The sequence below is a fragment of the Neptuniibacter sp. QD37_6 genome (assembly GCF_047778085.1).
In the GTDB taxonomy this organism is placed as follows: domain Bacteria; phylum Pseudomonadota; class Gammaproteobacteria; order Pseudomonadales; family Balneatricaceae; genus Neptuniibacter.
The window spans coordinates 896,329-921,947 of record NZ_CP180550.1; the positions used below are offsets into that span (position 1 = coordinate 896,329).

Here is a 25,619-nt window from a genome sequence, read left to right on the forward strand (position 1 = left end):
CGATTAAGCCATTAAATCCTTAGTGTGCATGGCGATCATCGCTTCCTCATTGGTCGGGATTACGCGTATAGTCACTTGAGAATCGGCACCATTGATAATACTGTCGTTGGTTGTATTGGCATGAGGGTTAAATTTAACGCCCAGCCATTCACAGCGTTTAAGGATGCGTTCCCTGACATTGGCACTGTTTTCGCCGACCCCACCCGTGAAGACAATCTGCTCTAGACCTTCGAGTGCTGCAGATAAGCGGCCAATCTCCAGTGCTGCACGGTAGCAGAACATATCGATCGCTTCTACCGCTTCGGGTTGATTGCTTTTCTCAAGTTCCAACATATCAGAGCTGATACCCGATACGCCTAGCCAGCCACTTTTCTTGTAGATCAATGCTTCCAGATCATCAGCCGAAAGGTTGTGATGACGCTGTAGGTAAAGCAAAACACCCGGGTCGATATTGCCACAGCGGCTACCCATTGGCAGGCCATCTACCGCAGTAAAGCCCATAGATGAGGCAACTGATTTACCCTCGCCGATAGCACACATGCTTGCGCCAGCACCTAAATGGCAGACTACGGTTTTTAGATGGCCGCTTTTCTGCTCAACAAGTTGGCGCTGAATATATTCATATGAAAGCCCGTGGAAACCGTAGCGATGAACACCTTCCTCAGTATATTTACGAGGTAGGGCATAGTGCTGTTCCAGCGCGGATTGTTCGGCATGAAACATTGTGTCAAAACAGGCTACCTGAGGTAGGTCTGGAGCTATGTTTCGGCAGGCCTCGATCAGTCTTAAGTTATAAGGTTGATGCAGTGGTGCTAGTGGAATAAAGCTTGCCAGCTTATCCAATACTTGATCATTAATCAGGATAGGCGCACTAAAGTGACTACCCCCATGAACAACGCGATGGCCAAAGGCGCATAAAGTGTTGTCACTGACTTCAGCATTTAGCCAATCGAGTATGGTTTTTAAGCAGGCTTGGTGGCGTTGCTCTTTAGGCACTTCGCTAAAGCTTGGCGTGCTCTTAAGTAGAACTTCACCGGATGCATCTTTTACTTTAAATCGAGCGGTATCATTAAGGATATTGCCCAGCTTAAAGTTATATAGCAGCTCTAGCTTAGCGCCTGTGTACTTAAACAATGCACATTTTAAGCTAGAGGAGCCGCCATTAACCGTTAAAATCGTTTCCATACGACCTACTTTTCTTTGTGATGAACCATATGAGATGCCAACGCACAGGATGCTAGGCGAGCAAGCGTTTTATCAGCACGGCTTGTTAGAATGATCGGCACTTTGGCACCCAATGCGATGCCTGCCGATTTAGCGTTAGCTAAATAGATCAGCTGCTTAGCGATCATATTGGCTGCTTCTAGGTCAGGCGCTAGAAGAATATCGGCATCACCGGATACTTCGGAAACAATGTGCTTGTCGATAGCGGCTTGTTGCGAGATGGCATTATCAAATGCTAGCGGGCCATCAATTAAACCACCTGTAATCTGTGAGCGATCTGCCATCTTACAAAGTGCAGCTGCATCAATGGTGCTCTGAATATTAGGCTTAACTTTTTCTACTGCAGATAGAATTGCTACTTTCGGCGTTTGAACACCTAGTGCTCGGCAGAAGTCGATCGCGTTTTGCGTGATATCTTTTTTGCAGTATAGATCCGGTGTGATGTTGATCGCAGCATCGGTGATGATCAGTGGCTTATGATAGTTTGGTACATCAAACACGAAGACGTGACTTAAGCGACGCTCAGTTCTGATCCCTTTAGTTTTGTGGACCACGGCACGTAGCAATTCCGATGTGCCTAAATGACCTTTCATCAGTACTTCAGCTTCGCCGCGTTTAATCAATTCACAAGCTAGTTCAGCAGCGGCGTGGCTATGTTCTGTATTGATGAGTTCAAAATTGCTGATATCTAAATTTTGTTCTTCAGCAACTGCTTTAATTTTTGCTTCTGGCCCCACTAAAGTTGGGATGATCAGGCCGTGTTCGGCTGCTTCCACTGCGCCAATCAGACTGTTGCCATCAACTGGATGGGCAACAGCAGTACGGATAGGACGAGCCTTTTCAGCTTGTTCAATAAAAAATTCTAGCTGGTCGTGCAGCGGTGGTTTTTCTTGAATAACCATCAAAACCTCGAAATTAAATTGTATTACCCGTTCATTGATAGAACTGAAGGTAATCATTGTATATGACCTGATTATGACGCGCTGCAGCATATTTACTAGTGATTCATATCAGGTTTCCGATCAAAGTAAGATTATTACTTAGGTCGATAGTTAAAGAATTCATTTTATGAAGTCACAAAAACGCTAAAAATAACCTAAGGTTTAGTGTGGTCATAAAAAACATGGTGGTATAAATTAAGGAATCAATTTTTAGTATTTAAAATACTTAGTCTGGCAGGACGGAACCTCTTGGAGATATAAGGATGCAACAAACCATTTTTGTGGTTGATGGTAGCTCAACAATTCGAACGTTTTACAAAGCTGTACTCGAAGATGCTGGTTATCGCGTAAAATTGCACCAAACTGGTGAAAGCTGTTACAAAGCCCTCAGTTTTGACATGCCTGATCTCATTCTTTTGGGTGCAGAGCTACCGGATACTGAATGTGTCGCCTTTGCATCTAAGATTAAAGCTCGTCCTGAGTTTTTACTTGTCCCAATTATTGTTGTCTCTTCTCTTCGGTCAATGGAATTAAAACGTAACTGCTTTCAGGCAGGTGTTACCGATTTCATTATGAAAAACTGTACTCAACATTTTCTGCTTGAGAGAGTGAAGAATGTTATTGAGCGTAGAGAGACAATGCAGTTTAGCCAGCATATCGCAGGGCAACGATTCAAAGTGCTAGTGGCTGAGGATAGCGTTGCTTTATTGGCTTTGTATGGTCAAATGCTAGAGCAGTTAGGTTGTGCTCCAGTGCTTTGTCAAAATGGTAAGGAAGCATGGGAGACACTTCAGCAGCATGAAGACGTGGATCTTGTGATGACCGATGTTGAGATGCCAGAAATGGATGGTATTGAGTTGAATCATCTGATTCGCTCCTGCACCCAGTATGATCAAGTGCCTGTTATTGTCGTGACTCAATTCGACCAAGAAGAGCTGCTATGTGACTTACTGACGGCAGGTGCTAGTGACTACATTACAAAGCCCTTCAGTCATGAAGAACTTCGTGCTCGTGTTGGCTCTCACCTCAGAACTCGCCATCTTTATAAGGAACAGCAACGACTTAATCGTGAGTTGGATGAAGCTAATAGTTACTTGGAAGAGCGTGTAAGAGCTCGTACGCAAGAGTTATATGAAGCTAATGTAGAGACTATTCAGAAATTAGCTATGGTCTGTGATTACAAAGATAATGATACGGGTAACCACATTAACCGAGTTAAGGAGTATTCTGAAGAGTTAGGTAAAGCGATAGGTTTATCGGAAGAAGTGGTGAATCGTCTTGGCTTTTCTAGCATGATGCATGATGTTGGCAAGATCACCACGCCTGATGCCATTCTTAATAAACCTGGTCCATTGGATAATCAAGAGTGGGAGGTTATGCGTCTGCATTCTTCTATAGGGGCTAAGATCTTGGGTAAGAACGCCTTTTTTAATATGGCGAGAGATATAGCCATTGCTCACCATGAGAAAGTAGATGGCAGTGGCTATCCAAAAGGTTTGAAAGGAGATGAAATTCCGCTCGCTGCAAGGATTGTTGCTGTTGTAGATGTTTTCGATGCATTGTTATCTAAGCGAAGCTATAAGGACGCTTGGACCCAAAATGAAGCCATCAGTGAGCTTAAACGTATTGCTGGTAGCCACCTTGATAAACGCCTAGTAGAGGTGTTTATCTCTTTAGTAGAGTCAGGAAAGTTGGATTATATTCGTGTTCAATTTCCAGAAGAGCAAGCACAGTTGGGGTGAATTGTTCTTTTGGTTGCTCTGAGCTTTAAAATTGTTTCAAGTCTTGCGGTGCCTAAGTAAGGGTGCAATTGAAAGCGTGAGTATTGGGCAGGTTCTCTGTTTCAACTAGGGTTTCCATTTCTTTATGTACCAGAGGTCGGCTAAATAGATAGCCTTGACCAATATCGCAGCCAAAGTCTCTTAACAGAGCTAACTGATCTTCATCCTCAATTCCCTCAGCAACCACTTTCATATTGAGCGCATGTGCCATAGTGATAATCGTACGGGTTAAAGTGGCATCACCTTGGTTGTGAACCATATCCTTCACAAAGGCACGGTCTACTTTTAAGGTCGATACAGGGAAGGTGGTTAGATAGCTCAATGAACTATAGCCAGTACCAAAATCATCAATGGTGAGTGATGTTCCAAGTTTGAGCAGTTTCTCTAATCGTGGAAGAAGCTTCTCGATATTCTCAGCTAATAGGCTTTCGGTGATCTCCAGTTCGAGCCTGTTAGGTTCAATACCAGTTTCTTCAATTACGCCAGTCACCATACCAATGACGCTGTCATCGTTCAGCTGTCTGATGGACAGGTTAACAGCCATAATTAGAGGGGTATCACTGAAGTTCTGTAGTTCGATCAAATCTAGGCAAGCTTGGCGTAAAGCGAACTCACCCAACTCGTTAATGACACCGATATCTTCGGCAATTTCGATAAACTCAAATGGTCCAACTGGGCCTAATACAGAGCTGTTCCAGCGCATTAAGGCCTCAAAACCCATAATACGGCCGGTATCTATATTGTTCTTGCTTTGGTAAGCCATATAGATCTCGCCGCGCTCGAGCGCTTGGCGTAATTCTGTTTCGATGGTGTGTCTGCGTTTTAAGCGATAGTCGAGTTCGTGGTCAAAAAAATTGTAGCGATTTCTACCATCTTTCTTCGATTCAAATAGAGCAATATCCGCAAACTTTATAAGTCCTGCTACCTCGTTGCTGTCTTCAGGGTAGCGGGAGATGCCAATGCTGACAGAAATATAGATCTGTTTACCTTCTATTAATACAGGTTTCTCTACATCACGAAGAATCTTCTCAGCTAGCGTTTCTACTTCTTGATTTCTGATATAGGTTGCGTGTACTAAAAATTCATCACCACTAATATGGCAAATATGTGCTTTGCCCTTACAGCATTTAACTAGTCTGCCTGCGACAAGTTGTAGTAATTGATCACCGACCATGTGACCAAAGGTATCATTAACGGTTTTGAAGTTGTCGATATCTAAATAAAGTACAGCAACTTGCTGTTTATTTTTCCAAGCGTTTTGGAGTTCTCTTGTTAGGTTTTCATTAGTTCTGCGGCGATTAGGTAAGCCTGTTAATGGATCAAAGTTTGCTTGTTTATACAGCTTGGCCTCTGCCTTCTTGCGGCTACTGATATCTTGCACAACGACTACATAGTGGGTGAGTTCGTCATCAGGATTAGTGATATGACTGATAGAGAAGGAATACCATTTTCCGTCAAAATCGGTTTTACGTTCTCCAAACCAGTTACCTTTAACTGCGATTTCATCGCTAATCTTTTTAAGGTCATTAGTTAAGACATTGTAAGGTGGAAAATCGATAATATTATGTCCACGAGCTTTATTATGGGCATTAGGCTTCGCTGTAGCTAAGTCAAAGTGGCTATTGGCATACTCTATCGACCATAGGTTATCTGTGATTACGACGCTGTTAGGGCTTTGTTCAATTGCTTTAGACAATTTTTGAACTTTACGTTCCGCCTTTTGTTTCGCGTCGGACATGCGTTTACTAATTTGTAGTGAAACTCTGTAGGCAAGTAATGCAGCGAGAAGGAATAGGATAAATACGGTGCCGATAGGGCGCATTCGTTCTAACCAGGAGTTAAATAGCTTAGTGATAGGATAAGAGTTGAGAGTGATGAGTTTATATTCTGGTAAATAACCTACGTTTGCTAGGACTTTCTCCCCTTTAACTTCGAGCTCTAGGCCTTGTTTTACTTGGCCTGATTGTAGGCTATATTGAATTTCGGTAGCCGTTTCTTGAGCTAAACGCCAACCAAATAAGTCTGATACAAAACCTTTTGGGATGGGATAAGACATACGCACTTGCCCGCCTTCACCTAGCAGCCAGATTGTATTGTTATCTGGGCTAATAAATTTCTGCATCAGGGATGATTTTCCCTGAACGCGGTAAAAAGCGATTACGATGGCAATAATCTTTTTGTCATCATTTAAAATAGGGACATAGAAAGGCAGTAAAGATTCCCCTAAAAGGCCTGTTCTATGTAGGTAACCTATCTGAGCGGTTCGGCTTACTTTTACATTGTCTAACACAATATTGGGGCTGGATAATTGTGGTAGATTGATATCGCCTTTACTCAGTAAGACGTTCCCTTTTTTATCGATTAAGGAAAATGCAGCAGCTTCGCCGGTTGCTGACAGAAGATACTCGAATACATTTGTAACAGAGCGTTCTTGTAGATTTTTGTTGATAAAACGTGCTTTTACTGTTTTTACAATAAGACGTGTTTGGTGATCAAAGAAAGATCGGCTCTGACTAATTAGAGTCTGATTTTGTTTGTATAGCTTATCGTACTGACTGGTTTTAACATCATCCCAAAGGGCAATGCTGAAAACGGTCAACGCAGATAAAAGAATCACCGAAAGAAGTGTGAACAAAAGCCTTAGCGGTTTGATCCCTTCGTGTCTTACCATGTCTTATACCCTCCTTGTAGCGCTGCCTGAGGCATAAATCTGTAACTCCCTGTCACTATAGTAAAGATACACCATCTTATTCTGATATTTGCTTAAGTATCCAGGCTGCAACACAAGATGCTGACTTGAAATATGAAAGTATCTTTTATTTGAGTAATTTTTAAAATTTGGTCTAAGTAATTTCTTGGCATCATACCGTTGTTATAGAGGTTTTATAAAAGAATTTTTTGCTTCGACCATCGCAACATTCCGAATACCTTTAGGATCAGTTAAGCTGTGGCAGTAAATAATAAGTGGACAGTTACATCGTCCAACGGATTGTTAGAGCTGAGGAACCTCATGGGATTATTGATTGATTGGTTTTTAGATTTTTGGGACAACATGCCAGGAGGTAAAATTAGCCGAGCTATTTTTAGTGCTGTCACGCTAATTATTGCTATCTCTGTTCCCCTAGGTATTTATTGGAGCTGCCCTCCTGCTGCATTTGATCCAGTTGCGGAAGCTAAAGCGAATGCGGAGGAGCAAGGTGTAAAAGTAACGACGGGTTATCCAACGGTTTATACCCTGCATCGATTGATGGATACGTTGTTGCATAAACCAGGCGGTTATATCACTAATGATGTGGCGCCTCCGGGTATCTGGTTAGACAACATCAGCAATTGGGAATATGGCGTATTGGTGCAGTCTCGTGATCTTGCTCGCGCCTTACGTAAAGACTTTAGTCGTTCGCAGTCTCAATCAGTTGAACATCCAGAGCTGACAGTCGCTGAGCCTCAATTCCACTTCGATGCGAATAGTTGGTTACTTCCTTCTTCTGAGTCTCAGTATAAAGAAGGCCTTGATGCACTACACAAATACCAGATGGAACTGACTAAAGTTACTGAATCTGAAGCTCAGTTCTATGCACGTGCAGATAATCTCAATAATTGGCTTGGGGATGTTCAAACGCGCTTAGGCAGTTTGTCACAGCGTTTAAGTGCAAGTGTTGGGCAAAAACGTGTGAACACAGATTTAGCGGGTGATCCGGCTGCTGAACAATCTACACAGACTGCTTCTGATAAAGAGGTGAAAACACCTTGGTTAGAAATCGATGATGTGTTTTATGAAGCGCGTGGCTCTGCTTGGGCACTATTACATGTATTGAAAGCAGTTGAGCAGGATTTTGGACCTGTATTAGATAAAAAGAATGCTCGAGTGAGTCTCCGTCAGATTATTCGTGAGTTGGAAGCTACTCAGGAAACTGTGTGGAGCCCAATGATCCTTAATGGTGGCGGTTTTGGGTTGTTCGCTAATCACTCTTTGGTGATGGCAAACTATATTTCCCGCGCTAATGCTGCGATTATTGATCTACGAGAGCTGCTAGCGAAAGGTTGATTAAACAAATTTTTGTTTATTTTTAAGGGGCTTAGTGCCCCTTACTTGTTTCTGGGTCTACACTAAATAGTAGTGGTAGAGGAGAAGCGTTATGCCTCGTCGATTTATTCGTCATCCCGCAGCGATACCAATCAAGCTTTGTAGCCAAGAACAAACTAATAACGAAAATGTTACTGAAGTTACTACACAAGATGTAAGTGCAGGCGGTTTATCCTGTGAAACCGAAAACCTGATGACTCCAGGCGATGCTGTAGAGGTAGAAATATCATTAGAGAAACCTCCATTTAAAACCATAGGGCATGTTGTTTGGTGTAAAAAAAAGGGCAATGGGTTTTTGGTTGGGATCGGCTTTTCTGATCTAGCAACTGCTTATGCAGTTCGAATGGTTGAGCAGGTGTGTTATATCGAAGAATATCGCCAGAAAATCTTAGAAGAAGAAGGGCGAGAATTAAACTCAGAAGAAGCTGCAATCGAATGGATTTCTGAACACGCTCATGATTTTCCACAAAACGTGCACTGAGCATTTTATTTTAATTTGTTTCGACTTTAATGTTGTGTTCCTTTGCTATCAACCACTCTCCATTTACTTTAATTAATGTTATCTGTTTCAGCGTTTTGTCTTTATAACCGCTAGCAGCCTCGTACTGAAGCCAAAAATCTACTTTAATTTGGTTCTCTGAGATGACGATGTTATGTAGTTCTTCTCTGATCAATTTGATCCACTGAGGGCGGTTAATTGCATCGCGGCGTTTTTGTAACCAGCGCTGATGAGTTTCGTATATACCAGTAAAATTAGGTTTGTAACTTCTAAAATAGTTTTTTTGGTCTTTTGCTTGCCAAGCAGCTACCCAATGGTCAATTTGTGCAGTGGCTAGAGTGATAGGTGAAGTAACGTCATCTTCTTGTACTGGCGTTTCCCTCAAGAAATGTTTTTCTTTATTAACTGTGGCTTCTATCAGTTGAGCAGCTTCATTATTGTTTATAGATGCAGGTTTATGGACTAACTGAGCCACCTCGGATGATGTTTTTTCATAAGGGGAAGCTTTTTCCTGAGCAGGAACGGACAATTCTCTGAGCGGGGTATTGGATATTGTCGTGTTTTCACTAATCTGTCGAGTTTTGTCGATAACAGTAACTGTTAAAATATCTGACTGTTTGTCCATTTGATCTGTCAGAGAAGTGGTTCTTTCCTCTAGTGAATATTTATTTTTCTGTTCAATATCGCTCAAAGGCATTTTATTTATTGGCTGCCCTGTAATTGATATCTCTTGCGTAGGCATCTGTTGCTCTGCTTCATGAGCAAGACTTGTTAAAGTATCAGTTTTATACTCGCTATCATTAAAGCCATTGGTGGTCACTTCTTTCTCTGTGACCGTAATTCTCGGTGGTTTTACGGTGACAACTTGGCTCTTTTGAAGTGGTTTGGGTTCAGCAAAAATTGGGGTGTTGTCGTTTATGTGTGGTTCGACACTTCCAGAGCCTGAATTTAAGAAATGATTAATGCCAAAACCTAAGATCAGAAGAATTGTAATGCTAAGAGAATAAATGCCGATTTTCGCAGCTGTTAAGTGAGAGGGATTTTCTTTCGAGCTATTGAGATATTTTCGCGTTATTATTTTGTTATGAATCAGGGGTAATAAAAGTTCATTTAGACGGTTTATTCTTCCCTCAGATTGCTCAATCATCAATAAATCGGTACCAATTTCATAAGGCGTGGCTGGTAGTCCCTCTTTGGAAGATAAGTAATGAATATATCCTTCAATATCATCTAGCTGAAAAAGATCTAGGACTATTTCGGTATTAATCCAGTTAATAAAATCAGCCTGTTTAAGCCCTTCAGAGTTAATGACAATATAGTCTTGGCGAACTACTACTAGTTTTATTGCACCTTTAGTAGTTTCATCGATTTCGCATAACTGCTGTAAGGAGTTGATTACGGAATCGTCAGAATTGATTGCTTGTTGATCAACTATGCATAGGCAAAATTGGTTTGTTTTTTTGATTGATTGGAGCGTGTGGAGTAGATCTTCTTTCTGTGTTGTGGCTTTAAGTGAGCCTGTTAATTGTGAATAAAGCTGAGATGGTTCTGTTAACGGCTTATTAACTATAGCGACAGGAACCCCTATCTTTTGGAATTCACTAATAAGCTCATTAATAAGTGTACTTTTACCAGTGCCTTCAACTCCTTTAAGAATTACTGAATTTTCGCTCTGTAATGCTTCCCTTAGTTCACTCAAAGCTCTCTTATAGGAAGTATGCCTATATGGCTCAGTATATGAAGGAATACTCTCACTAGATTTAATGTGGCTTTCAGTAATTAGCCGTTGTTCCTTTTGCATAACTTTGGGTGCATCTCGGTTTCTATACTCTAGGAAAAGCCTTAACCATATTTTTCTAGAGTATGAATTTTAAGATTAAAAAGTAGCTTGTACAGCTAAAAGAAAAAAATGACTTGCTCTTTTAGCTGTAAGGAGAATTATTCAAAGTTAGCTAAGCGCTTCTTTCATTTTCTCTTGGTATGGTGGCCAGCCCATTGGTTTGCCACCTAAAAGGTGAAGGTGGATATGATAAACGGTTTGACCACCATCGGAGTTGCAATTAAATACAGTTCGGTACCCTGATTCATCGATTCCCAACTGCTTCGCAATAGTGCCAGCAGTTTTAACCATATGACCGACTATTTCTGTATCTTCAGCACTAATATCATTAAGCGTTGCGATATGTTTGCGCGGAATGATTAGTGCGTGTGTTGGTGCCTGAGGGCTAATATCATTGAAGGCAATTACGTGCTCATCTTCGTAAATGATTTCGGCCGGAATCTCTTTATTTATGATTTTACAAAACAGGCAATCCATCAGTTTTCCTCACTGTGCTAAATACTTAAATGCAGTATATCCAGTGTTACCAATGGATTAAATACCGAATACCCTTTAGTAAACAAAGTAGTAGTCAGGTCTACAGTAGTGATTCTGTTTTACCTTCCACAAGGATCTCTGGGCAGTGGTAACTTTTGGTCACAGTATTATCTGGAAGTACTGATTCAAGATGGACATCAAACCCCCACAAGCGATGAATATGACGTAGCACTTCTTCGGTGGATTGGCCGAGCGGTTGTTGGTTATGCATAAAGTGTCTCAAGGTTAGGCTTCGATCCCCTCGGACATCTACGTTGTAGACCTGAATATTAGGTTCTCTGTTTCCTAAGTTATATTGAGAAGAAAGATCTTCGCGCACTTGACGATAGCCCGCCTCATCATGGATTGATGTGACCTCCAAATTGGCTTTTTCAGAGTTATCCATAATGGTGAAGAGTTTTAGCTCTCGGATAAGCTTTGGCGAGAGGTACTGAAGAATAAAGCTCTCATCCTTATAGTTACGCATGGCGTAATCTAATGTTTTCTTCCAATCGGAACCTGCAATATCAGGGAACCATTCACGATCTTCATCGGTTGGATCTTCACAGATACGTTTGATGTCTTGCATCATGTTGTAGCCCAATGTGTAAGGGTTGATCCCATTGAAATAAGGGCTATCGAAAGGTGGTTGATAGACAACGCTGGTATGGGAGTGGAGAAACTCCATCATAAATCCATCAGTGACCAAGCCTTCTTCGTGCATTTGGTGTAGAAGCGTGTAGTGCCAGAAGCAAGCCCAACCTTCGTTCATGACTTGGGTTTGTTTCTGTGGATAGAAATATTGCGCGACCTTGCGAACAATACGCACAATTTCCCGCTGCCATGGCTCAAGAAGAGGGGCGTTTTTCTCAATGAAATAGAGAATGTTTTCTTCAGGTTCTTTAGGAAAGTGCTGAATAACTGGTGCCGCGCCTTCTTCTTTTTTAGGAATAGTGTTCCACAAGTCGTTTAAGTGACGTTGGATATATTCTTCCCTTGCTTGCTGTCGCTCTTTTTCTTCATTTGCAGTCAGCGGTTGTGGGCGAACATATCGATTTACGCCATAGCTCATGAGTGCATGGCAGGAATCCAGAAGTTCCTCAACTGTATTCACACCGTAACGCTCTTCACATCGGCTGATATAGCTTTTAGCAAAGAGAAGGTAATCAATAATAGCAGAAGCATCGGTCCAAGTTTTAAACAGGTAATTACCTTTAAAGAAAGAGTTGTGCCCGTAACACGCATGCGCAATAACAAGGGCCTGCATTGTCATGGTGTTCTCTTCCATTAGGTAAGCGATACAGGGGTCGGAATTGATTACAATCTCATAAGCGAGACCCATTCTGCCGCGTTTATAGTTTTGTTGGGTATCAACAAACTGTTTACCAAAAGACCAATGGTTATAATTTAAAGGCATGCCGATGGAAGCATAGGCATCCATCATCTGTTCGGAGGTAATGACCTCGATCTGATTGGGGTATGTGTCTAAGCCGAAGTCTTTGGCAATGCGAGCGATTTCTCGATCATATTCGGCAATAAGCTCAAAACTCCACTCAGCTCCGGTGGATATTGGACTGCGTTTTTTCATGCTGCCCCCTCAACCTTTTTCTCAAATAGACTACGAAATACTGGGAAAATATCTGCTGGGGTTTTTATCTGTTGCATGGCAAAGCATTCTTCCCACTTTGCTTGTAGGCGTTCATATTCGTGCCACAAATTTTGGTGGGGGCCTGTAGTGATCTCTACATAGGCGAAATACTGAACTTGCTTGAGGATCTTTTCATCAAGGAGCTGATAGCATTTGCTGGAATCTCCATCCCAGTTATCGCCATCGGATGCCTGAGCTACATAGATATTCCAGTCTGCTGGGGAATAACGTTCTTCTAGAATATATGAAGTCAGGTCTAAAGCGCTGGATACGATCGTGCCGCCGGTTTCGCGGGAGTAGAAGAACTCTTGTTCATCAACCTCTTTGGCGTGGGTATGGTGGCGAACAAAGACAACTTCGATCTGTTTGTAATTCCGTTTCAGAAATAGATATAGCAAGATAAAAAATCGTTTCGCCATATCTTTAATGCTTTGCGTCATAGAGCCAGATACGTCCATAACGCAGAACATCACGGCCTTGCTTGAAGGCACGGGAACTTTGATTAAATTATTGTATTTAATATCAAAATCATCGAGGAAAGGTACACGCTTTAAGCGCTGTTTAATCTCGTCAATTTCGGCGTTTAATGCCGAAATCTGTTTTTCTGCATCGTTATCAGGTAAACGCTGTTCTAAGGTTGATATTTCAGCTTTGAGTTCGCGGATTTTGCGCCTGTCTTTGCCAGTTAAGGCAATTCGTCGCGCATGGGCTGCTTTTAACGAGCGTACAATATGGATTTTGTCGGGACTGCCTGCATTAGTGAAACCAGCTCGGCGAGTCTCAAATTGGGTTGCACTTTTGAGCTGTTTTTTGACCAGATAGGGGAGCTCTAAACCATCAAACATAAAGTCTAGAAACTCTTCCTGATCGATCTGGAAGGTAAAATCATCTTCCCCTTCACCTTGATTGCTAGCTTGGCCTTCACCGCTGCCGCCGCCACCTCCACCTCCTTGTGGGCGTTGGAATTGATCCCCTACAATAAACTCTTTGTTGCCAGGGAAAACTTTGTTGCGAATACCGCCTTCACCATGATGGAAAATAGGCTCGGAGATATCCCTGCGAGGGATGGTAACGCTGCCACCTTGTTCAATTTCCTTGATCGAGCGGTTATTAACCGCATCTTCTACGGCATCTTTGATGTGCTTTTTATAACGACGAAGAAAGCGCTGACGGTTAACCGTGCTCTTGTTCTTGGAGTTCAGGCGGCGATCTATGATGTAACTCATAATACTTCTATCCCCGGAGATGGCCTGCACTTAGGCTCTTCATCTCATTCGGGCAGGCCTTTGCCCGAATGAATGCCTTCACCAACTTTTTATTGCCGATGAACTACTGTGATTTTCTAACGCGGATATACCACTCAGACAGTAATCGCACCTGCTTCTCGGTATAGCCTCGTTTGATCATCCGTTTAACAAACTCACCGTGTTTAGTTTGTTCGTCAGTAGAGGCTTTCGCATTAAAGGAAATAACAGGTAACAAGTCTTCCGTATTGGAAAACATTTTCTTCTCAATAACGGTACGCATTTTCTCGTAACCCATCCAAGATGGATTTTTACCGTTGTTATTGGCACGAGCACGCAATACAAAATTAACAATTTCGTGTCGAAAATCTTTTGGATTACTGATACCGGCAGGTTTTTCGATTTTTTCGAGTTCCTCGTTAATCGCCTGACGATCTAATATGTCACCTGTTTCTGGGTCGCGGTATTCCTGATCCTGTATCCAGAAATCAGCGTAAGTGACATAGCGATCGAAGATGTTTTGCCCGTACTCGGAGTAAGACTCTAAGTAAGCGGTCTGAATCTCTTTACCCAAAAACTCGATATATTTTGGCGCGATAAACTCTTTTAAGTAGCCCAAATAGCGATCTTGAATTTCAGCAGGGAATTGTTGCTGTTCAATCTCTTTTTCCAGAACATAAAGCAGATGGACTGGGTTAGCCGCAACTTCTGAAGGGTCAAAGTTAAAGACTTTGGATAAGATTTTGAAAGCGAAACGGGTTGATAGGCCGTCCATTGCTTCATCAACACCTGCAGAGTCCTTATATTCCTGCATGGATTTCGCTTTAGGGTCCGTGTCTTTTAGATTCTCGCCGTCATACACACGCATTTTTGAATACAAGCTGGAATTTTCAGGTTCTTTCATACGCGATAGGACCGAAAATTGAGCCAACATGTTTAATGTATCTGGTGCACAGGGTGCGTTGTTTAACGAACTATTTTCTAAAAGTTTTTCGTAGATATGAATCTCTTCTGTGACACGGCAGCAATAAGGCACTTTTACGATGTAGATACGATCGATAAAGGCCTCATTGGTTTTATTGTTTTTGAAGGTTGTCCACTCTGATTCATTCGAGTGGGCTAGGAGAATACCATCGTAAGGAATGGCCCCCATGCCTTCGGTACTGTTGTAGTTACCCTCTTGGGTCGCTGTTAATAGAGGATGGAGAACTTTGATAGGTGCTTTAAACATCTCCACAAATTCCATCATGCCCTGATTGGCACGACATAGCGCGCCAGAGAAACTATAAGCATCTGGATCGTGTTGTGGGAAGTCTTCCAATTTACGAATATCAACTTTACCCACAAGACTAGAAATATCTTGGTTGTTTTCATCACCAGGTTCGGTTTTGGCGATGGCAATCTGATCCAAAATCGAAGGGTAAAGTTTTACTACTCTAAATTTGGAAATATCACCGCCATATTCGTGTAAACGCTTAGCAGCCCAAGGTGACATGATCCCTTTTAAATAGCGGGATGGGATACCGTACTCTTCTTGTAAAATGATGCCATCTTCTTCGGGTTTAAACAGACCTAAAGGGGATTCGAAAACTGGTGAGTCTTTAATGGCATAAAATGGAATGTGCTCCATTAGATGCTTTAGGCGTTCGGCTAAGGAGGATTTACCGCCGCCTACAGGACCAAGTAAGTAAAGGATCTGTTTACGTTCTTCTAGACCTTGAGCCGCATGTTTAAAGTAGGAGACAATATTTTCGATCGCGTCTTCCATACCGTAAAACTCGCTAAAAGCAGGGTAACGGCGGATTAGCTTGTTCGAAAAAATACGACTTAGTCTTGGATCCGCAGCGGTATCAACCATTCCTGGTTCGCCGATCGCTTGCAGCATACGTTCAGCTGCATCTGCATATATCATTGGATCCTCTTTACACAGCTGGAGGTACTCGTCCAAGCTGTATTCTTCCTGCTGAACAGAATCATAGCGGGCTTTATAGTGGTCAAAGATACTCATACAAATCACCTTTATTCAGCCAAGCTTATTTGGGGTTTTGAATAATTTTGTCAGGCTGTTTTGCTTGCTTACCTGTTGTTAGTGTAGTTCACATTTTTGAACTCTGAACATTTGACTCTAAAACTTTCCTTAAGGTTCATCGTTTAATAATCTTATGATTTATAAGGACTTATATTTTTTGCAGTTCTAGGTTTTGAATAAACGTTGCGAGAAAACGAGCCGCTTCACCTCCAGTAAGTGCTCGGTGGTCAAAGGTGAGCGAAATTGGAAGGATGCGATGAATTTTTATTTCATCACCTACCGCGACAACCTCTCTACGAATAACCCCAGCACCAATAATTGCTACCTGCGGGGGAACGACAATTGGATTAGCATAGCGACCTGCGATGGTTCCAAAGTTACTCAGTGTGATTGTGGCGCCTTGTAATTCAGAAGCGGGGATTGTTCTGTTTTTTACATCGGTGCGGAGTAGGTTTAAGCCTTCACGTAGATGTGAGGGTGAGCGATTACCAATGTCGCGTAAGACAGGGACAAATAACCCTTGTTCAGTGTCTACTGCGATCCCAAGGTCTATTTTGGTATGTATTCGACGGCTGAGCGTATTGCCATCAAACCAAGCATTTATAGCGGGCTCTGCCATACAAGCTTCTGCTATCGCATGGATCAATCGTTGCGTGATATCTGTACCTTTAGGCCAACTATCAATATCTGCGTCTTCATGAATGGTGACGGGTACTACTTCACTGTGTGCTTTGCTCATGACTTGCGCCATGTGTTTGCGCACACCGCGCAAAGGTTCTGCTTTGCCATGTGTTTGATCGAGTTTAGCGGCCTGTTCAACATCTTTTGGTGTGATGTTACCTTGCTGACCGCTTCCTTTTACTTGGTTTAAATCGATATTTAAGCGTTTGGCTAAGGCTCTGACAGCAGGGGTTGCTTTTTGGGTTGTTGCGCCGTTTTGACTGCTGGGGGCTGCACCGATAAAGAAGGTATCTTGAGTAGTGGACTCTGGGTTTGCTTGTGGAATTTCGCCTACAACAGTACCGCTGTCACTCTCATCTTCCCCTTCAAATTCCAGTAGGGGTTCTCCCGTGTGGATAACATCACCGGGTTGACCAAAAAGATGGGCGATTACGCCTGCTTGAGGAGAAGGTACTTGAATAATTGCCTTTGCTGTTTCAACGGACAGAAGTACTTGGTCCGTTTCCACAGAATCACCTTCTTTGATATTCCATTCCACAATTTCTGCTTCAGGGAGCCCTTCGCCGAGATCTGGTAGTTTGAAATATTTCATGCGAACTCCAATGTCTCATTGATACTGTCGATGATGTCTTGAGTGTTTGGTAGGTAATGACTTTCAAGACGGAAATAGGGCATGACGGTGTCATAACCTGTTACCCGAGCAATAGGTGCTTGTAAATCTAAGAGTGCTCTTTCTGCGATAGTTGCAGCTATTTCTGCACCTATACCCGCATTTCTTGGAGCCTCATGTACAATCACAACGCGACCTGTCTTTTTCACGGAGGCTAGAATCGTAGTCATATCTAACGGACTGATACTGGCTACATCGATCACTTCACAGTGCACGCCTTTATTTTGGAAATGCTCTGCGGCGGCTAAGGTTTCTGTGATCATTGCTCCCCAGCTGATTAACGTAATATCTGAGCCCTCGCGCAGCGTAAAACAGCTGCCTAAAGGCAGTGCTTCGCCGTTATCTAAAATCTCTTGTTGCTGACTGCGATAGATCCTTTTAGGTTCTAAAAAGAGCACTGGGTCGGGATCTCGAATTGCTGAGAGTAATAATCCGTATGCACGTGCTGGAGAGGAGGGAATAACGACCTTAAGGCCGGGTATATGAGCCAGAAGAGCTTCTGTGCTTTCCGAATGATGTTCAGGTGCGTGAATACCTCCACCAAAAGGTGCTCTTATCACCATAGGGCAGGTGAGACGGCCGCGGGTTCGATTACGCATGCGGGCAGCGTGACAAATAATCTGTTCTAATGCAGGAAAGATAAAGCCCATAAACTGGATCTCGGCCACAGGTTTCAAGCCTTGGCTAGCCATACCTATACTGAGTCCTGCGATCATTGATTCAGCTAATGGCGTGTCCATTACACGCTTCAGACCAAACTCATCTCTAAGGTTTGCGGTAGCACGGAAAACACCGCCATTAACGCCAATATCTTCTCCCAATAGAACGATCTCCTCGTCCCTGCGCATCTCTGAGGCTAAAGCTAGATTGACCGCTTCAAGAAGACATACTGAATGTTTCATGATGCATCCTCCTCAGCATGGCTAGCATTTGGCATCGCCTTGATTGTCGCCCAGTCCCTCTGTTCGATGAGATGCTCGGGTAGCTCGGCATACATGTAATCGAACATGGACTCGGGAGCTTGAGGATCAATTGCTAAATACTTGTCTGCAGCTTGTTGGACGAGTTGCGTGATCTCTTGTTGAAGAGCTTGTTCTTTCGATTCGTCCCAAAAGCCTTGAGTAACCATGAAGTTACGCAAGCGTTTTACTGGTTCTTTCTCCCAAGCTTGCTTCAGCTCTTCGTTATCCCTGTAACGGGTCGCATCATCAGCGGTAGTGTGGTCACTTAAGCGGTAGCTTATGGCTTCAATTAGGGTGGCTCCTTTGCCGTCATAAGCACGCTGTAAAGCTTGAGTTACTGCCTTACGCATCGCAATCACATCGTTACCATCCACTTGCATACCGGGAATTCCAGCGGCTTGTGCTTTGTCAGCTAACTGAGCTGCAGCGGATTGAATTTTACGCGGTACCGAGATAGCCCACTGGTTGTTGTTGATTATAAAGACTACAGGCAGTTGCCATACCCCAGCGATGTTTAGGGATTCCATAAAATCCCCTTTAGAGGTGCCGCCATCGCCAATTAAGGTAACAACAGCCTGTTTTTGATTGCGAATTTTTAGCGCTGTAGCAACACCGCAGGCATGTAATGATTGAGTTGCTATCGGAACTGAGTTGGGGAAGTCTTTCTGCATCTGAGGTGAAGCATTTCCTCGCTCATCCCCACCCCAATATAGAAGAATATCTTCAAGGGCGAGTCCTCTAATCATCTGGCAGGCATGGTTTCGATAGTAGGGCACGAGAACATCTTCTTCGCTCATGCAGAGTGCCGTGGGAACATCGATACCTTCTGAGCCTAGTAGGGATGCGTAAGTGCCCAATTGTCCTGTACGTTGTAGCGCGATGGCTTTAGCGTCAAACTGTCTAGCTAATACCATGTTGTGATAGCAGCGTAGGAACCAATCAGGTGATTGGCACCATTGTGGCAAGCGCTGTGTGGGGTTCCCCTCACTATCTAAATATTGCAGTGGTACGTGACTCATAACTCATCCTCCTAACCGTTCTCATTAGCTTAAGCTGCGGAATTGAAGTCGTTAGATGCACTGATGATTTGTTCAGCCTGATGATTGGCTAGACGATGTACACCTTGCTTAGCTTGCGCTGCGTTTTGATAAAGTTGGGTGAGAGAATCACCTATCTGAATAACTTTTTGGCGGATTTCCCGGCTGTTCTGTTTTGAATATTGCAGCGCTACAAAAATTAAACCGCCTGCGTTGATCAGATAATCAGGGGCGTAGAGGATGTCCTGTGCGACTAGCAGGTCGCCGTGTTTCTCTTCTGCTAGTTGATTGTTGGCCGAGCCTGCTATGATGGACACACGAAGTTGTGGCAGAGTCGTGTCGTTTATAATCGCACCAAGCCCACAAGGGCAAAACACATCAGCATCTACAGCGTAAATCTGATCAGGTGCAACACTCGCAGCGTTAAAGCTTTTTTCGCATTGAGTCACACGAGCTTGATCAATATCGGTAACTGTCAGCTTGGCTCCGGCTTGATGAAGTAAGCGAGCGACCTCATAACCTACATGCCCTAAGCCTTGAATACTGACATGTACACCTCTTAATGATGTGCGATTTAGCTTGAATCTGACGGAAGCTTTAATCCCTTCAAAAACGCCGAGTGCGGTATAGGGGGAGGGATCGCCAGTGGTTTGAGTGCAGGTTACAAAGGAGGTGCTCTTTTGAATCTGATCCATGTCACTAATCTGAGTACCGCTGTCCATTGCGGTAATGTATTCGCCACCTAAACCATCAACAAATTGACCAAAACGCTGCATAAGTTCTGCGCGGTTGAAGTCTGATTTTGGCTTAATGATGACAGCTTTAGCTCCACCGTGCGGAAGTCCAGCAAGTGCTGCTTTGTAACTCATACCTCGAGCCAATCTAAGCGCATCAGTTATGGCAGAATCGTCATCGTTGTAGTGAATAAACCTGCAGCCGCCGATCGCGGGGCCACGCAAAGTCGAGTGAATGGCAATGATAGCCTTGAGACCCGTATCAGGGTCGTGGCAAAAATGAAGGCGTTGTGTGCCATTGCTTTCCATCTGTTCAAACATCACGGGATCCTCCGTCTGTATCTACAGGAAAACATCAATTGTGTGCAGTTAATTGGTGGTTTGTGGGTCGCACTTTTACCAGCTAACTGAACTTTGTATGCGGTAGCTTGTCTTTTGGATCTCTACACTTTTGGAATAGCACAGTTTTAGGCAAATTTCAGATCGAAAAATTCAAAATAAATTGCAGTCTCTCAAGTATTTCGCAGATGCGAAATGGCTAGAAGTGCGTCTTTTCGCTGAACTTACGGGTGGTATCGCGAGAAATTTACTGCGAAACCAAAAAAACTCAAAAAGTTTCAAATTTAGTAGTGGAAAAATCGTTTTTTAAAGGACGATAGAGTCCCATTCAGGATGAATATCGTTATAATCATTGGTTAACTAAAATAGGTTGAGGCTTTCTGGATAGATGAAAAAAAGTTTCGTTTGTACTGTAGTGATGTTGGGGGCACTGGGCATTCCACAGAGCAGCTTGTTTGCTGAAGAAACTTCACCCTATGGCATTTCCGAAGGGAATGAAGAATTACTTTTAAGTGGCTTGCATAACCTAAAGAGTCATGAGTTGGATTCGGCTTTATCGGATCTTCAGGAACTTACTGAACGTCGACCGGATTTTCGTCTAGCTCAGCTCGTTTATGCAGATATTCTTGCTACACAGGCGCAAGGTTCTCCCCTTAGCCATAAACGCGGTGACCATCAACAAACAATCGAAGGACTTATTTCTGAAGCCAAAGCGAGATTGTTGATGGAAATGGAGAAGCCATCAGCAGATATGTTACCTGCAGACATGCTGACTTTATCCCCAGACCAAAAGCATATTATTATCGTTGATACCCGCTTATCGCGCCTTTTCCTATTTGAAAACCAGAACGGTATACCTGTGCTGGTTAAAGACTATTACGCTTCGTATGGTCGTGGCGGCACAGGTAAAGAGGTTGAGGGTGATCTTAAAACACCACTAGGCGTTTATTTTACGACCAGCCGATTAGAAGATGAGAAATTACCATCTCGATATGGTTCTGGTGCACTCCCGATCAATTATCCAAATGTTTGGGATAAGCGTTTAGGGCGTACAGGCTATGGTATCTGGTTGCATGGATCTCCAGTAGAGACTTATAGCCGTCCACCCAAAGCTAGTGAAGGTTGTATCTCCCTAACTAATCCAGATTTTATTGAGTTAGATAACCAGATTAACTACCTGAATACACCAGTTCTAGTTGGACATAATGTCCGTTGGATTAAGAAGGCGGATTGGCTAGAACAGAAAAATCGTTTTGGTAGCTTAGTTGAGCGTTGGGTATCTGATTGGGAAAGTCTTGAGCACAAACGTTATATAGAGAATTATTCTCAAAACTATAATGATGGAAAACGTAATTACTTACAGTATTCCAGTTATAAAAAACGTGTAAATGGCTCCAAAAAGTTTATAGATGTCAATTTGCAAAATTTAAGCATCTATCGTTATCCAGATAACCCGAATCTAGTGGTTGCCACTTTCCAGCAAAATTACAATAGTAATAACCTTTCCGGCAGCTCCATTAAACGTCAGTACTGGACCTTTGATCAGGGACGTTGGCGTATTGCATATGAAGGTAAACCATCAAAAGGTAGACCTTAAAATATCAGGGGGTTGGGGTTGAACGATTCAAGTTTAAGTTCTGCTGAGCTACTACTGATAAATTTATCTGATCATCAGGTTATTCGCATTGAAGGATCTGCCCAGTGGATGGAATATCTGACTGGTCAAGTGAAAGAAACCCAACCTGATACGCTTGAGATTAAAGGTTCTCTAGCTTTAGATGTTGTACAGGATAATCTAGCCAAATTTCTTCAAGTGGAAGCAGGTGCTTCTTTTGTTCAGCAGGAACTAGAACGCTGGTTGCAGCAAGAGCGCCGTCTACACGTCATTGTTAATAGTGATGATGTTTGTCTTGAGGCTCTCACTTATTTGTTAAGTCTTCCTTCTATCTGTAATGAAACAGGCCCTGCTGTAACAGTTATATTGTTAAGTACTCCAGATATGGTTTCTGCTTTGAAGTCTTCTACCCTACTTGCTAGTAAGTTAGATGGCTATTATCAAGAGGATGTTGATTTAGGCTCTGTATCAGCGAGCAGTAACAAAGCTCTAATTACTTTTGGTGTACTAGCGTTTGTTTGTCTAACTGCTGGGGGATGGTATTGGTTTAATGCTAATCGGGATTTTACTGATCCTAAATTGGCTGTGGCTAATGCGGCTGAGTTATCCCAGAACGTTGATGATACAAAGGCGGTTCAACTCACTCAAAATACACAAGTAGTAGTTGCTTCGAGCCCACAGGATTACAAACAGACTCAACCGGTGATAACAGAGGAAAATGTTGGGGCTACTGCTGTAGATCCAAGTGTGATTACTGTTGAGCCAGAGCTTGTTGTAAAACCCCCTGAACCCGATGTGATACCTAAAAAGCTGAACCCAGAGTTAGTGGCCTCTTTGACTGCTACGGTGGAAAAAGCAAAACAGAAGCGTGATAAAACGTCACTAATATTAGTTAATACAACTGCAAAGGTTAAAACACAAGAATCTGTTAAGGTTGATGAGCTAGTTAAAGTAGCTAAAGCTGAGCCGAAAGAGGTAGCTACTTCTGAGCAGTTAAACATATTAGCGCAGACTAAGATCGCTTCTCCTATAACTAAGAATCAGCGAACCGCTGAATCGGTTACTGAGTTACCAGTTAAGTCTGGCCCTAAAGAAAATAATGAAAAGGCTGTACGTGAAGTTTTTACGACTTGGCATGCTGCGTGGGAACAGCAAAATTGGGATGATTACATCAACAGTTACCTTCAAAATTCTACGTTGTATGGTGTGAAAATGTCTCTAGAAGAGTGGCGTGCTTTTCGTAAAGACCGTTTACTTTCACCTGAGTGGATAAAGTTAGAGATTAAATTTCCAAAGTTTACTCGTCTTAATTCGCACTGGTACAGAGTCGAGTTTTATCAACGTTTTGAGAAGCCAGGGTATGCAGATGAAACTAAGAAGCGTCTTGAGTTTATGTTAACTTCGGCTGGTTGGAAGATCGCTTCAGAAGCTACAAATGGAACTGTTGTTTTGAAGCGCCCTACGGGCTAGAAATAAGAAATATGGACCTAAAAAAGCCCCATCGGAGAGGGGCTTTTTTATGTTTGTTTACTTAAGGAAGTCTAGGCTTTTTTCTAGGCTTATTTTCCATTGATTATCGACTTTAACCAACATTAGGCGCTTTGTTACCGTATCTTTGTAGTTATCGGATTGATAGTGCTGAGTAAAGTGTGCTTCAGCTAAATTCTCTCCAAGAATCTTGATGTTAATTTGATCCAGTTCGACACGGATAAATTTAGGTTTTATTAACCGTTGAGCTCGTTGTTTAACCCACTGCTGGTGGTTTAGTTTAGAGTTAGGACGGTAAAGTGCTGTATAAGAGCTAACATAGCCTGTGTGATTTTTGTTTCTCCACGCTTCGACCCAATTATTGATATGCGCTAATACCTCGGATTCAGGTAGAGCTTGTGTTTCAAGTTTTGGTAGTTCTGGAGCCGCATTTGTTTGTTCTTTGATATTGGCTACTTCTGTAGCAGGGACAACTGCAGCGGTTGGCTTGCTTACAGCGACTACAACTGCTTTTTCTTCAATCTTCGCTGGTGGTTGAGTCTTTGGCTCAGGATGGGAGGAGCTAGTAGCAACGTCAGGGTTAGTTGTTGAAGCTTCCCCTTTCGGCGCAATAGTCTTTAAAGTTAGAGTAGTTATCTTTTCAGCTTTTTCTTCTGCTACTTTCACAGGCTGTTTCGTCGCCGCTGCTGCAACAGGAACTACACTGCTACTTTGAATAGTTGATACTTGGTTAATCATGGTAAGGCTAGGACCTTGCTCAGCAGCGCTTAAATCTAATGCCTTGTTATATGCTTGTGACGCCATCGTTGCATAAAGTTCTTTCAAGTTTACGTGTACTTGTGCATAACTTGGATGGGTTTGGAATGCTTGCTGTAGTGTTTCTATTGCTTGAGGGAAATTGCCTTCTTCAGAATAGATAACCGCCAAATTATTAAATGCTTCAGGGCGATCAGGGTGAGATTTAGTCAGAGTCTTGAAGATGGATTTAGCAGCAGTTTTATTACCTTGGTTATTCAGAATAATGCCTTGAGCTAGTAACGCTGAAGGTAGATTAGGTTGTTGTGCTAGAAAAGCCTCAATTTTAGCTAGAGCCTCTTGATGATTGCCCTGTTGGCTAAGTTCCAAACTTTGCTCTATCGCTAGAGATGAATTAGCTGGCTTGGTAGGGGTAATGCTAACGGTAGCAATATATTCCCTGGAACCTTCGGGTATTTTATGGATCTCGTTAGCTTGAAGAATCCTAGGTTGTAGATTGGTTGAAAGGTTGCAGCCAGTGAGCAAGGACACTGTAATTAGGGTACTTATAGTTGTACGTAGTAAATGTTTGCCTGAGTTAAATTTTAAGTTGGTCATGTATTACTGCTTCTCATGTCTTTGCTGAGTAGAACTTACTGAATTATTGTAATCTTTTTGTTCAGAAAGCCATCTTTTTATCTCAATTAATTTCAACCACATCCAAACTTCATCAATTTCAGCTGAACGCATATCGGGTTGCGGAGAGGCTTTATCCGGGTCGCAGCTGAATTCATTGGCTCTTCCACCTTTATAGCAGTAGTGCCTCTCTGTAGGCTCTGCTAAAGATGAAGGATCAGTAACTTTCTCGTCACTTGGGATAGAGCTACAAGCTGTTAAAAAACAAACTGAAACTAATGTGCTTGCTGTCATGTGCAAGAAAGGGTTCTTGGTCATTATTTCTGATTTCAGCATTGGTGCAAGAATGTTTTTTAATAGTGAGAGATCGATTATACGGATAAAACTTTTGATGTCATTTTCAAACGGTCGTTTTCAATAGTGGCTGACATTTTCAATAAGTGGGAGAGTGTATTCTCATGTTTAAACGTGTTGCTGTGGGAAACCTTTTACCCATTAGAGGTTAAATCCACATATTGAGTTGGTGTATAAACAGGAACTCGCCGAGTGCTTAAACTAAAGAAACGTTACGCATTATTATTTTCCTTATTGTTCTCTCAAGTAGTGATTGCTGAGCAGAAAAATGAATGGGGCTATGCCTTATCCCCATCTTTGCCTATATGGGCTGTAGCGCTAGGGATTCTAGTTACGCTGTGCATTGGCTTAGTGAGTTTGGTTTCGATGCCTCTATGGTTGAACTTATTGTTTATTGTAACGGGCGTAGTATTGATGACTGTGCCGTTGATGATGGTTAGCGTGGGTTATTGGCTCAGTTACTTGCCCATGTTGGTTGGATTGGTATTGGTGCTATTGTCGAGTGGCGCTAGATTTTTGTTGGCAAAAAAAAGCCCTGAATAATCAGGGCCTTTTTAGAAGA

20 protein-coding genes are annotated in these 25,619 nt (G+C 42.6%); 6 read left to right on the top strand and 14 right to left on the bottom strand.

Translation table 11 applies throughout. From position 1 onward, the window contains the following. Window positions 1-3: 3 nt before the first annotated feature. Both ACMXYO_RS04005 and ACMXYO_RS04010 read right to left on the bottom strand, forming a co-directional pair. Window positions 4-1,185, bottom strand: a complete 1,182-nt coding sequence (locus ACMXYO_RS04005; RefSeq protein ID WP_415887204.1) for an acetate/propionate family kinase — start codon at window positions 1,183-1,185, stop codon at window positions 4-6. A 5-nt stretch (window positions 1,186-1,190) separates the two neighbouring features. Continuing rightward, window positions 1,191-2,183 (bottom strand): bifunctional enoyl-CoA hydratase/phosphate acetyltransferase, encoded by a 993-nt coding sequence (locus tag ACMXYO_RS04010; protein WP_415887205.1) that lies wholly within the window; start codon window positions 2,181-2,183, stop codon window positions 1,191-1,193. Window positions 2,184-2,428: 245 nt separating this feature from the next. On the opposite strand from ACMXYO_RS04010, the gene ACMXYO_RS04015 reads away from it, so the two are divergent. Further along, window positions 2,429-3,907: a response regulator gene (locus ACMXYO_RS04015; protein ID WP_415887207.1), complete on the top strand. Its 1,479-nt coding sequence runs from the start codon at window positions 2,429-2,431 to the stop codon at window positions 3,905-3,907. 52 nt (window positions 3,908-3,959) lie between these two features. Here ACMXYO_RS04015 and ACMXYO_RS04020 read toward each other — a convergent pair whose 3' ends face one another. Continuing rightward, window positions 3,960-6,617, bottom strand: coding sequence for an EAL domain-containing protein (locus ACMXYO_RS04020; protein WP_415887208.1), 2,658 nt, complete (start codon window positions 6,615-6,617; stop codon window positions 3,960-3,962). A 339-nt stretch (window positions 6,618-6,956) separates the two neighbouring features. Here ACMXYO_RS04020 and ACMXYO_RS04025 point away from each other — a divergent pair, with 339 nt between their 5' ends. Together ACMXYO_RS04025 and ACMXYO_RS04030 are read left to right on the top strand one after the other, a co-directional pair. After that, window positions 6,957-7,991 carry a DUF2333 family protein gene (locus ACMXYO_RS04025; RefSeq protein WP_415887209.1) on the top strand — a complete coding sequence of 345 codons (1,035 nt, stop codon included), beginning with the start codon at window positions 6,957-6,959 and terminating at the stop codon, window positions 7,989-7,991. A gap of 91 nt (window positions 7,992-8,082) precedes the next feature. After that, complete coding sequence (locus tag ACMXYO_RS04030) at window positions 8,083-8,511, top strand: PilZ domain-containing protein (RefSeq protein ID WP_415887210.1); 429 nt, start codon at window positions 8,083-8,085, stop codon at window positions 8,509-8,511. A gap of 10 nt (window positions 8,512-8,521) precedes the next feature. On the opposite strand, the gene ACMXYO_RS04035 is transcribed toward ACMXYO_RS04030, so the two are convergent. The 9 genes from ACMXYO_RS04035 to ACMXYO_RS04075 all read right to left on the bottom strand — a co-directional run bounded on the left by ACMXYO_RS04035 (window position 8,522) and on the right by ACMXYO_RS04075 (window position 20,211). Further along, window positions 8,522-10,330: an ATP-binding protein gene (locus ACMXYO_RS04035; protein WP_415887212.1), complete on the bottom strand. Its 1,809-nt coding sequence runs from the start codon at window positions 10,328-10,330 to the stop codon at window positions 8,522-8,524. Window positions 10,331-10,477: 147 nt separating this feature from the next. Beyond that, window positions 10,478-10,846, bottom strand: a complete 369-nt coding sequence (locus ACMXYO_RS04040) for a histidine triad nucleotide-binding protein (protein ID WP_415887214.1) — start codon at window positions 10,844-10,846, stop codon at window positions 10,478-10,480. A 100-nt stretch (window positions 10,847-10,946) separates the two neighbouring features. Next, window positions 10,947-12,473 (bottom strand): SpoVR family protein, encoded by a 1,527-nt coding sequence (locus tag ACMXYO_RS04045; RefSeq protein ID WP_415887215.1) that lies wholly within the window; start codon window positions 12,471-12,473, stop codon window positions 10,947-10,949. Further along, a complete protein-coding gene (locus ACMXYO_RS04050; protein WP_415887216.1) occupies window positions 12,470-13,759 on the bottom strand; it encodes a YeaH/YhbH family protein in 1,290 nt (429 codons plus the stop codon). The genes ACMXYO_RS04045 and ACMXYO_RS04050 overlap by 4 nt, the downstream gene beginning before the upstream one ends. 103 nt (window positions 13,760-13,862) lie before the next feature. Continuing rightward, complete coding sequence (locus tag ACMXYO_RS04055; protein ID WP_415887217.1) at window positions 13,863-15,785, bottom strand: PrkA family serine protein kinase; 1,923 nt, start codon at window positions 15,783-15,785, stop codon at window positions 13,863-13,865. A gap of 169 nt (window positions 15,786-15,954) precedes the next feature. Next, a complete protein-coding gene (locus ACMXYO_RS04060) occupies window positions 15,955-17,079 on the bottom strand; it encodes a dihydrolipoamide acetyltransferase family protein (protein WP_415887218.1) in 1,125 nt (374 codons plus the stop codon). Continuing rightward, a complete protein-coding gene (locus tag ACMXYO_RS04065; RefSeq protein ID WP_415887219.1) occupies window positions 17,076-18,059 on the bottom strand; it encodes an alpha-ketoacid dehydrogenase subunit beta in 984 nt (327 codons plus the stop codon). Before ACMXYO_RS04065 ends, ACMXYO_RS04060 begins: the two co-directional genes overlap by 4 nt. Beyond that, entirely contained in the window at window positions 18,056-19,138 is a 1,083-nt protein-coding gene (gene pdhA, locus ACMXYO_RS04070) for a pyruvate dehydrogenase (acetyl-transferring) E1 component subunit alpha (protein ID WP_415887220.1), read from the bottom strand. Before pdhA ends, ACMXYO_RS04065 begins: the two co-directional genes overlap by 4 nt. Window positions 19,139-19,167: 29 nt before the next feature. Beyond that, window positions 19,168-20,211, bottom strand: a complete 1,044-nt coding sequence (locus tag ACMXYO_RS04075) for a Leu/Phe/Val dehydrogenase (RefSeq protein ID WP_415887222.1) — start codon at window positions 20,209-20,211, stop codon at window positions 19,168-19,170. Between the two features lie 406 nt (window positions 20,212-20,617). On the opposite strand from ACMXYO_RS04075, the gene ACMXYO_RS04080 reads away from it, so the two are divergent. After that, window positions 20,618-21,826: a L,D-transpeptidase family protein gene (locus ACMXYO_RS04080; protein WP_415887223.1), complete on the top strand. Its 1,209-nt coding sequence runs from the start codon at window positions 20,618-20,620 to the stop codon at window positions 21,824-21,826. Between the two features lie 18 nt (window positions 21,827-21,844). Continuing rightward, entirely contained in the window at window positions 21,845-23,314 is a 1,470-nt protein-coding gene (locus tag ACMXYO_RS04085; protein ID WP_415887224.1) for a hypothetical protein, read from the top strand. 57 nt (window positions 23,315-23,371) lie between these two features. Here ACMXYO_RS04085 and ACMXYO_RS04090 read toward each other — a convergent pair whose 3' ends face one another. After that, a complete protein-coding gene (locus ACMXYO_RS04090) occupies window positions 23,372-24,685 on the bottom strand; it encodes a tetratricopeptide repeat protein (protein ID WP_415887225.1) in 1,314 nt (437 codons plus the stop codon). Window positions 24,686-24,688: 3 nt separating this feature from the next. Continuing rightward, window positions 24,689-25,021, bottom strand: a complete 333-nt coding sequence (locus tag ACMXYO_RS04095; RefSeq protein ID WP_415887226.1) for a hypothetical protein — start codon at window positions 25,019-25,021, stop codon at window positions 24,689-24,691. 228 nt (window positions 25,022-25,249) lie between these two features. Here ACMXYO_RS04095 and ACMXYO_RS04100 point away from each other — a divergent pair, with 228 nt between their 5' ends. Further along, a complete protein-coding gene (locus tag ACMXYO_RS04100; RefSeq protein ID WP_415887228.1) occupies window positions 25,250-25,600 on the top strand; it encodes a hypothetical protein in 351 nt (116 codons plus the stop codon). Window positions 25,601-25,619 lie beyond the last annotated feature (19 nt).

Coding starts and splice junctions, on each gene's coding strand:
- ACMXYO_RS04005 (WP_415887204.1), bottom strand. CDS start 1,185: ATGGAAACGATTTTAACGGTTAATGGCGGCTCCTCTAGCTTAAAATGT.
- ACMXYO_RS04010 (WP_415887205.1), bottom strand. CDS start 2,183: ATGATTACCTTCAGTTCTATCAATGAACGGGTAATACAATTTAATTTC.
- ACMXYO_RS04015 (WP_415887207.1), top strand. CDS start 2,429: ATGCAACAAACCATTTTTGTGGTTGATGGTAGCTCAACAATTCGAACG.
- ACMXYO_RS04020 (WP_415887208.1), bottom strand. CDS start 6,617: ATGGTAAGACACGAAGGGATCAAACCGCTAAGGCTTTTGTTCACACTT.
- ACMXYO_RS04025 (WP_415887209.1), top strand. CDS start 6,957: ATGGGATTATTGATTGATTGGTTTTTAGATTTTTGGGACAACATGCCA.
- ACMXYO_RS04030 (WP_415887210.1), top strand. CDS start 8,083: ATGCCTCGTCGATTTATTCGTCATCCCGCAGCGATACCAATCAAGCTT.
- ACMXYO_RS04035 (WP_415887212.1), bottom strand. CDS start 10,330: ATGCAAAAGGAACAACGGCTAATTACTGAAAGCCACATTAAATCTAGT.
- ACMXYO_RS04040 (WP_415887214.1), bottom strand. CDS start 10,846: ATGGATTGCCTGTTTTGTAAAATCATAAATAAAGAGATTCCGGCCGAA.
- ACMXYO_RS04045 (WP_415887215.1), bottom strand. CDS start 12,473: ATGAAAAAACGCAGTCCAATATCCACCGGAGCTGAGTGGAGTTTTGAG.
- ACMXYO_RS04050 (WP_415887216.1), bottom strand. CDS start 13,759: ATGAGTTACATCATAGATCGCCGCCTGAACTCCAAGAACAAGAGCACG.
- ACMXYO_RS04055 (WP_415887217.1), bottom strand. CDS start 15,785: ATGAGTATCTTTGACCACTATAAAGCCCGCTATGATTCTGTTCAGCAG.
- ACMXYO_RS04060 (WP_415887218.1), bottom strand. CDS start 17,079: ATGAAATATTTCAAACTACCAGATCTCGGCGAAGGGCTCCCTGAAGCA.
- ACMXYO_RS04065 (WP_415887219.1), bottom strand. CDS start 18,059: ATGAAACATTCAGTATGTCTTCTTGAAGCGGTCAATCTAGCTTTAGCC.
- pdhA (WP_415887220.1), bottom strand. CDS start 19,138: ATGAGTCACGTACCACTGCAATATTTAGATAGTGAGGGGAACCCCACA.
- ACMXYO_RS04075 (WP_415887222.1), bottom strand. CDS start 20,211: ATGTTTGAACAGATGGAAAGCAATGGCACACAACGCCTTCATTTTTGC.
- ACMXYO_RS04080 (WP_415887223.1), top strand. CDS start 20,618: ATGAAAAAAAGTTTCGTTTGTACTGTAGTGATGTTGGGGGCACTGGGC.
- ACMXYO_RS04090 (WP_415887225.1), bottom strand. CDS start 24,685: ATGACCAACTTAAAATTTAACTCAGGCAAACATTTACTACGTACAACT.
- ACMXYO_RS04095 (WP_415887226.1), bottom strand. CDS start 25,021: ATGACCAAGAACCCTTTCTTGCACATGACAGCAAGCACATTAGTTTCA.